The organism is Allocoleopsis sp. (assembly GCF_036703385.1).
GTDB lineage: Bacteria > Cyanobacteriota > Cyanobacteriia > Cyanobacteriales > Coleofasciculaceae > Allocoleopsis.
Genome location: NZ_DATNPA010000294.1, coordinates 1 through 7,789, shown reverse-complemented (window position 1 = coordinate 7,789; position 7,789 = coordinate 1). Strand labels below are relative to the sequence as shown.

6 protein-coding genes are annotated in these 7,789 nt (G+C 45.4%); 3 read left to right on the top strand and 3 right to left on the bottom strand.

Annotated features, from left to right (window positions below):
* Window positions 1-990, bottom strand: a 990-nt coding sequence (locus V6C93_RS14040; protein ID WP_333477281.1) for a HAMP domain-containing protein, incomplete at its 3' end; no start/stop codon positions are given.
* Window positions 991-1,326: 336 nt separating this feature from the next.
* Between V6C93_RS14040 and V6C93_RS14035 the strand changes: the two genes are divergently transcribed.
* The 3 genes from V6C93_RS14035 to V6C93_RS14025 all read left to right on the top strand — a co-directional run bounded on the left by V6C93_RS14035 (window position 1,327) and on the right by V6C93_RS14025 (window position 4,770).
* Window positions 1,327-2,700, top strand: coding sequence for a GUN4 domain-containing protein (locus V6C93_RS14035; protein ID WP_333477280.1), 1,374 nt, complete (start codon window positions 1,327-1,329; stop codon window positions 2,698-2,700).
* A 238-nt stretch (window positions 2,701-2,938) separates the two neighbouring features.
* Window positions 2,939-4,201: a methionine adenosyltransferase gene (gene metK, locus V6C93_RS14030; RefSeq protein WP_333477279.1), complete on the top strand. Its 1,263-nt coding sequence runs from the start codon at window positions 2,939-2,941 to the stop codon at window positions 4,199-4,201.
* A gap of 185 nt (window positions 4,202-4,386) precedes the next feature.
* Complete coding sequence (locus tag V6C93_RS14025) at window positions 4,387-4,770, top strand: YkvA family protein (protein ID WP_333477278.1); 384 nt, start codon at window positions 4,387-4,389, stop codon at window positions 4,768-4,770.
* A gap of 140 nt (window positions 4,771-4,910) precedes the next feature.
* Here V6C93_RS14025 and V6C93_RS14020 read toward each other — a convergent pair whose 3' ends face one another.
* Together V6C93_RS14020 and V6C93_RS14015 are read right to left on the bottom strand one after the other, a co-directional pair.
* Window positions 4,911-5,672: an SIMPL domain-containing protein gene (locus tag V6C93_RS14020; RefSeq protein WP_333477277.1), complete on the bottom strand. Its 762-nt coding sequence runs from the start codon at window positions 5,670-5,672 to the stop codon at window positions 4,911-4,913.
* Window positions 5,673-5,795: 123 nt separating this feature from the next.
* Window positions 5,796-7,349 (bottom strand): WG repeat-containing protein, encoded by a 1,554-nt coding sequence (locus V6C93_RS14015; protein WP_333477276.1) that lies wholly within the window; start codon window positions 7,347-7,349, stop codon window positions 5,796-5,798.
* Window positions 7,350-7,789: the final 440 nt, after the last annotated feature.

Here is a 7,789-nt window from a genome sequence, read left to right as displayed (position 1 = left end):
GCTACACATTTTTTCACTTTGAATTAGCTTGGCTTGGTTAGCAGCATTTTGTTCTTCAAGAAGCTGTTTAACCCTTGCAATGAGCTGATTAAGCGAAGTTGTTAATGCCCCAACTTCATCTTCAGTCGTAATGGGTGCTTGTAAGTTGAAATTTTCTAGTCGAGTAACTTCCTGAGCAACTTGTGTTGTGCTTTGAATGGGACGAGCGATCTCACGACTGATGTAAATGGCAAAAAGTATAGCGATCGCAATTGATAATACTATACTGGCGATAGTAATGTGGAATCCATTATCGTGTGTAGTTTCCCGAGAAGCGTAGGCTTCCTCATACTCATGATTAGCAAACGCAATAAATTGCTTGAGTTCAGTAGATAAATTATCAAAATTTACCACCTCAGAGCTATTAGTAAAATCTAAAATCTGCCTTCGTGCCGCCTCAATCTCCTGTGAGTTTAAATGAGATGAATCAAAAGGCTTTAGGATTTCTTCTATTTTTTGTATGTAAGCTTCTGGCACACCTTTATAAGTTTGTAAAAATTGTTTGGCCACCTTCAGTTCAGTCGCTGACTCTTGAACGCTTGAGTACCTTGTATCGTCTCCATTTATATCGCCTCCAGACGCTTGGAATTTTAACCACAACTGCTGAAATTCAACAACGTGCTGATGAAAATGAGATTTCTCTCGTTGTATGGCTTCAGGCTGCTCCAGTAAATAAATAAATTTTTGCTGGTGTATCTGTATCTCTAAACTGTTCGCCTGCAAGCGATTGAGAAGATCCATTTCCTCCTTAGCATCTTCTACTTCCAAGCTAGCCTGTTGTTCGTAGCGATTTCCAATCCCCACTCCAAAAGTTGTTCCTAAAACAGCAATACCAACTGCAACTGCGTATCCCAAGCCAATCTTGTGGCGAATGCTCAAGCGACGAGTTAACTTATTTAACCAGCTCTGGGAAGGTGGCTGAAGCTCCCTTATGGTAGATTGAGGGTTCACAACAATGAAAACTCCTTTAAACACTATTAGCGGTGCAAGACACAACAGAATTAGATGGAATGGCACTGACTTAAGAACTTTGCTCACTCACCAACTAACTCTTGTGCAGGGGGTCTCTAGGTAGGCACTTCGTCCCCCAGTGGGGGGTTTGGGGGGAAACCCCCCAATCTGGGTTTTTTGCAAAGAACGACTACTTCTTGCTTAAGTCAGTGCCATTCCTCTTAAGTCCGTGCCATTCGACTTAGATTTTAGCTCTCAGCCTAATTCTGCCACCCTTCACTAGATAGGTTGGCGAGTGTGTCACGATAGACTTAATCGCCTGCGTCCACCCCAGGTATGGTCTACTGCCTTAACCCCTGCTGCCTCCACCCCCTTAATCCTGATGCTCATAAATTTTGCCAAACTTGCGGCGCTAAATTAGTACAGCTTCTCAGGAATCGCTATCGTATTATCAAACCCATCGGTGGCGGTGGATTTAGCCGAACTTATCTGGCAGAAGATACTGACCGGATGAATGGCGCTTGCCTGGTTAAGCAGTTTTCACCTTCGCCACAAATTCAAGCTAATTCGGGGTCACTGGAGAAAGCGACTGAATTGTTTAATCAAGAAGCTGTGCGGCTGTTTGATCTGGGAGAGCATCCTCAGATTCCCGAACTCTTGGCTCACTTTGAGCAGGATAAGCGCTTGTATCTGGTGCAAGAGTTAATTGATGGGCAGAATTTGTTAGAAGAATTAGTCCATCAGGGAGTGTTTAATGAACAAAAAATTCGGCAACTGCTAGGGGATTTGCTACCCATCCTCAAGTTTATCCATGAAAAGGGGGTGATTCACCGAGACATCAAGCCAGAAAATATTATGCGCCGTCGCAAGGATGGCAAGTTAGTGTTAATCGATTTTGGTGTCTCCAAACAAGCCACGGCGACGATGTTGGGTAAGGTGGGGACAACCGTTGGGACTCAGGGATATGCCTCACTTGAACAAATGCGCGGACAAGTTTACCCGGCTAGCGATTTGTATAGTTTGGGTATGACTTGCGTGTGTCTACTCACCCGATGTCTGCCAACAAAATCTGGATTTGATAGTACCTATAATGCCTTAGAAGGTCGCTGGATGTGGCGCGATCGCTTGCCACCCGGAACCACTATCAGTCAGCGCTTAGGTCAAATCTTAGACAAATTGATTCAGAACTTAGTGAAAGACCGTTATCAATCGGCTGATGAGGTACTGCAAGACCTCAATGCTGATGAACTAGGTTCATCTGTAGGCGTAAATTACAGCAAACTACGGGATTTATTAATAGCCCAAAAGTGGAAAGAGGCGGATCGAGAAACTCTCACTGTCATGCTGAAGGTATCCGGTCGAGAAAAAGAAGGCTGGCTCAGAGAAAAAGACCTAGCAAAGTTTCCCTGTGTAGACCTCCATACCATTGATCAGCTATGGGTACTTTACAGCAATGGACGTTTTGGGTTTAGTATCCAAAAGCAGATCTTCCAGGAGTGCGGGAAAAAATATCTAATTCTGGGCGATCGCGTAGGATGGCATAGTGGCGAAGTATGGTTTCCTTATGATGCCTTTACTTTTGCATTGAATGCACCTCCAGGTCATCTGCCTAGCGCCGCCTCACCCAAAGTGTGTGTTGTTTTTGGTGCTTCTGGAGGGTATAGTCTCTTCTGTCGCTTGGAGGCTTGTCAACAAATCGTTACAGAATAAATCGTTGTGACACTCAGAACGCCTTGTGTGTGCAAAAGGCCGTTGCAGATAAGACCGCTGGAGGCTGAATCTTTATCTTAAAGTTTTTAAAGACTTTCTTAAGCGCGAGGCAATTATTAATCCAAACGTGTAATTGCTGCTATCATGGCAGGCTAACGTCGTAAAAATCGAGGGTCAAAGCGGTTGAGCCTGACCTAAACTCTCGCTCGCTCAGCTATTAGTCAAGGAGAATCTATCGTTGTCTCGTCGTTACCTATTTACCTCGGAATCCGTTACTGAAGGCCATCCCGACAAAATCTGCGATCAGATTTCGGATACTATCCTGGATGCCCTCCTGAGCCAAGACGACCACAGCCGTGTTGCCGCTGAGGTTGTTGTTAATACTGGCTTAGTGCTAATCACAGGTGAAATCACCACCAAAGCCCAAGTTAATTTCGTCGATATCATACGCCGGAAAATTGCTGAAATTGGCTATACTAATGCCGAAAATGGCTTTTGTTCCAACAGCTGCTCGGTTTTGGTTACTTTGGATCAGCAATCTCCCGATATTGCTCAAGGCGTTACTAGCGCTCAGGAAAGTAGGGAGGGTTTGAGCGAAGATGAATTAGATGCGATCGGCGCTGGCGACCAAGGTCTGATGTTTGGCTATGCCTGCAACGAGACACCTGAATTAATGCCCTTGCCTATTAGTCTGGCTCACAGAGTGGCTCGACGTTTGGCGGAAGTTCGGAAATTGGGGCAGTTGTCCTATCTCCGTCCGGATGGTAAAACCCAAGTCACTGTCATCTACGAAGATGGCAAACCAGTTGGGATTGACACAATTTTGATTTCTACCCAACACACGGCAACAATTGGGGATATTACAGATGATGCTGCCGTCCAAGCCAAGATTAAAGAAGACCTCTGGGCAGCCGTGGTAGAACCGATTTTCGCAGAGAGCGAAATTAAGCCAGATAGCAAGACTCGCTTCCTGGTTAACCCAACTGGCAAGTTTGTCATTGGTGGCCCTCAAGGCGATGCGGGTCTCACAGGTCGTAAAATTATTGTTGACACCTATGGTGGCTACTCCCGTCACGGTGGCGGTGCGTTCTCTGGAAAAGACCCCACTAAAGTAGACCGTTCTGCTGCTTATGCCTGCCGCTATGTGGCTAAAAATATTGTGGCAGCGGGTTTGGCAGAGAAGTGCGAAGTGCAGCTAAGTTATGCGATCGGGGTGGCTCGACCGGTTAGTATCCTGGTTGACACCTTTGGCACCGGAAAAATTGAAGAAGAGCGCTTACTGGAACTGGTGAAGCAGCACTTTGAACTCCGTCCGGCAGGGATTATTCAGGCGTTCAATCTGCGTCGGTTACCCGCAGAACGTGGTGGTCGTTTCTATCAAGAAACGGCGGCTTATGGTCATTTTGGGCGTACTGATTTAGACTTGCCTTGGGAGCAAACAGATAAAGCAGAAATCCTTAAGGAAGCGCTAAAACAGCCTGTTTCAGCTGTGCTGGGATGAGGTGATTTTCTGCGCTAAAGTTCCTAACTTGAAAATAAGGCAGAAGGCCGAGGGCAGAGGGCAGAAGGGATAAAAATTTTCATTCCTTTGTTGTGTGCGCCGCTCATGATGTCTAATCTGAAAATAGGTTGAAGGTTAGGAATTTTAGTTCCTTCGTTGTGAATGAGAGTTCGTGGGTGTCTAAGATGCAAACCTGGAAACAACAGGTTAGGAAACTTAAAAAAGAGACCTACGCGATCTATCTAGCCTGTAAAGACTCCAGAGTACCTTGGTACGCAAGAGTTTTTGCAGGCATTATTGTTGCCTATGCCTTCAGTCCGATTGATTTCATTCCAGACTTTATTCCTATTTTGGGTTATCTGGATGACCTGCTATTAGTGCCGTTGGGGATAATTCTGGTGCTAAAAATGATTCCCCCAGCAGTTTTAGAAGAGTGTCGCCAAAAGGCTGAGGCGGCGATGGGTGAAGGTAAGCCGACGAACTGGATAGCCGCTGCTGTGATTGTGGCTATCTGGTTAATCTTAGGAATTTTAGCGGTGATTGGAGTAGGGCGCATCCTGAAACGTTAACAGGCTATTTGTACTGAGTACCTCGCTCAGCTTGCTAGAAATAAGTAACAAGCTTGCCAATCTACCCTAATCCTATACAACACTATATATTGAGCCTACTGCTCACTGCTCACTGCTCACTACTTCACTACTTCACTACTTTAGTACCTAATTTGCAGAGTAACGGATTGTTGAACTTTCTGCTCACCACCGACAACAGGTGTCTTATCAGCAGTCTGCGCCCTTTCCGCCAGTACCATAGGCATGGCAACGTTCAGCGGTTGAGGTGGGTTGGCTGAATTAATTTGAATACCCATCACTTCCCGCTGACTGAGGTTGAGCGCCCTCAAGGCAGCATCGGCTCGCTTTTTCGCCTCTTCGGCAGCTTTTTGGATGGCTTGCTGTTGAGCTTGTGCGATCGCATCATCGGATGCTACAAAACTTACGCCATCAATCCGTGTTGCTCCGGCTTTTATGGCGTCATCTAATAACGTCCCGGATTTATCTGTATCAATCCGAAAACTAACGGTGTTGGTGCCAGTATAGCCATTGATGGTTTGCTTGCCATCTTTATAGGTATAGTTAGGGCGAAGGCTAATACCCGTCGTTTCGAGCTTTTCCACCTTACGGGATTTTAGCAATTCCACCACCACTTGCGATCGCTTGGCGATTTGTTGTTGTACATCCTTCGCCGTTTTGCCCTGAATTTCAACCCCCAAACGCACTTGAGTTACCGTTGTGGGAATGGTAACATCCCCTGTGCCGGAAACGGTGAGAGTTCTAGGAGCAGACGCTAAATTGGGGGTTTGCGCGTTACTGGAAACGGCTTGACATGACGTTAGGCTGAGCAGCCCAAAAACTAACAACAAGGTTTTCAATCGATCGCAGGTATTCAATGGGGAGAAGTCGAGGAGACGATTCATTTCTTTTGCCTAGCAAGGTTGATTGGATGTTCCTAATCTGGCATCCAAGCATCCCTGCAATCCGATGGGTTACAGTTTTAGAAACTGATAAGGCTGGTGGGATAACCATCTCCTACATAATAGTTATTGGAGCGGATTACGAATATAGCCCCACTTTCCACTATTAACGTCTCCACCTGAATTACTGCTGACATAAACAGCCGCTAAACCTTCAGAAAAATCTCTAGCTTTAAGAAACTGGGGCTTGATGACAAAACTTCCAGCTTTATTGATATAGCCCAATTTGTCGCCAACCATGACCCGCGCCAACCCCTGAGAAAACGAATCCACACTATCAAATTTCATCGGGATAACTAATTTACCTGTTTTGTCGATAAATCCTCCTTTACTATCAGCAGATACTGCCGCCAGTCCTTCAGAAAAAGACATTGCCCGGTGAAATCTCCCCGTAATGGCAATTTTTCCGGCTTTATCAATAAATCCATCACTGCCCCAACTAACTCGCGCTAAACCTTCAGAAAAAGCACCAATAGGCTCAGTCAGAGGGGTATTAAAACTCAACTCGATGAACTTTCCTGTCTTGTCGATAAAGCCATACTTGTCGCCAATAGCCATCAATGCCACCCCATCGGAAAAAGGCTCTGCCCAATTAAATTGGGGCTGAATCACAAATTTTCCCGACTTATCAATAAAGCCAACCTTACCTTGATACTTGACAGCCGCTAAACCTTCCGAAAAGTTCTGAGCTTGTTCAAATTGTGGCTTAATTATAATTTGACCTTGGGTGTCAATATAGCCAAACTTGCCACCAATACTCACAGATGCTAACCCTTCAGAAAACGAAGAGGCGTTATCCAAATTGAGGGCAATGATAATTTTACCTGTTTTGTCGATATAGCGAGGCTTTCCGCCAATCGTTACCAGCGCTAGATCTGAGGAAAAAGGATAATGTCCATAATATTCAGGTTGTATCAGGCGTTTCCCCGTCTTGTCAATTACACCCCATTTCTGACCAATTTTGACCCAAGCTAGACCTTCAGAAAATGCTTCGACTTCATCAAATTGGGGCGGAATGACCAACGGTTCACTTGCAACAATATACTGCGGTGAAAGAACATTTCCTATCTGCAAGGCTTGACACAATAAGGCCGCAATTTCACCTCTGGTAGCATTTTGATTGGGTCGCAATTTTCTAACGTTGGGATAGTTGACAACGCTCAAGTTTTCTGTAGCAGCAGCGATCGCATTTTTAGCATAGTCGGGAATTTCCGCCGCATCGTCAAAATAGTTCCGCAGCGTCTGGGATGGCACTGTAGTGGGCTTATAATTTAGGCCATTCGCCAGGATTGCGATCGCTTGCACTCGTGGCAACAGTTGGTTTGGCTTGAAAGTACCATCAGGATAGCCTTGAAAAAATTGCCGCTCAGTCGCAAATTGAATGGCTTTGTTAGCCCAATGATTCTCCGGTACATCACTAAAGGTAATAGCACTGCGCGTTGGTTGCACATTAGGGAAAGCGTTTTGCAAAATAGCCGCAAACTCAGCGCGGGTAATTGTTCCCTCTGGACGAAAGCTACCATCGCGATACCCGCTAACAAGCTGCCGCTGTCGCAACTGCACGATACATTGCTGCGCCCAATGGCTTTGAATGTCCGAAAAATTTTCAGCGTTAGGCATTGTCAATCGATTTTGGATTTTGGATTTTGGATTTTGGATTTTGGATTTTGGATTGGCTCCGCCTTCAAAGGATGGAGCTTGACATTTGGCAAAATTCTTTGATGATTCCCCTTGAAAGGGGAGGCTTGAAACCCTTCTTTTTGGTCAGAAATTTATCTCAACTCACAAAATACGATGTCTCAACCCAGATACAACTCAGGGACTACAAAATACTCCCTTTTTGAAAATGAACCACAGAGGCACAGAGGACACGGAGAATAGAAGAGGAGGAAATTAAAGAGAAAAGGGGTGATAGAGCTGGATTTGGTATCAACTACCTTTTGTGGGATGGGTATCCTGCCTGCCCTTGGGCTGGAGAAAACTAGCACAATTAAGATGGTTTCAGGGTTCTATATTCCAGAATTTGCCTTTCAATGCAGCCAGTAACCCATCCTATTATT

Coding starts and splice junctions, on each gene's coding strand:
- V6C93_RS14020 (WP_333477277.1), bottom strand. CDS start 5,672: ATGAATCGTCTCCTCGACTTCTCCCCATTGAATACCTGCGATCGATTG.
- V6C93_RS14035 (WP_333477280.1), top strand. CDS start 1,327: ATGGTCTACTGCCTTAACCCCTGCTGCCTCCACCCCCTTAATCCTGAT.
- V6C93_RS14025 (WP_333477278.1), top strand. CDS start 4,387: ATGCAAACCTGGAAACAACAGGTTAGGAAACTTAAAAAAGAGACCTAC.
- V6C93_RS14015 (WP_333477276.1), bottom strand. CDS start 7,349: ATGCCTAACGCTGAAAATTTTTCGGACATTCAAAGCCATTGGGCGCAG.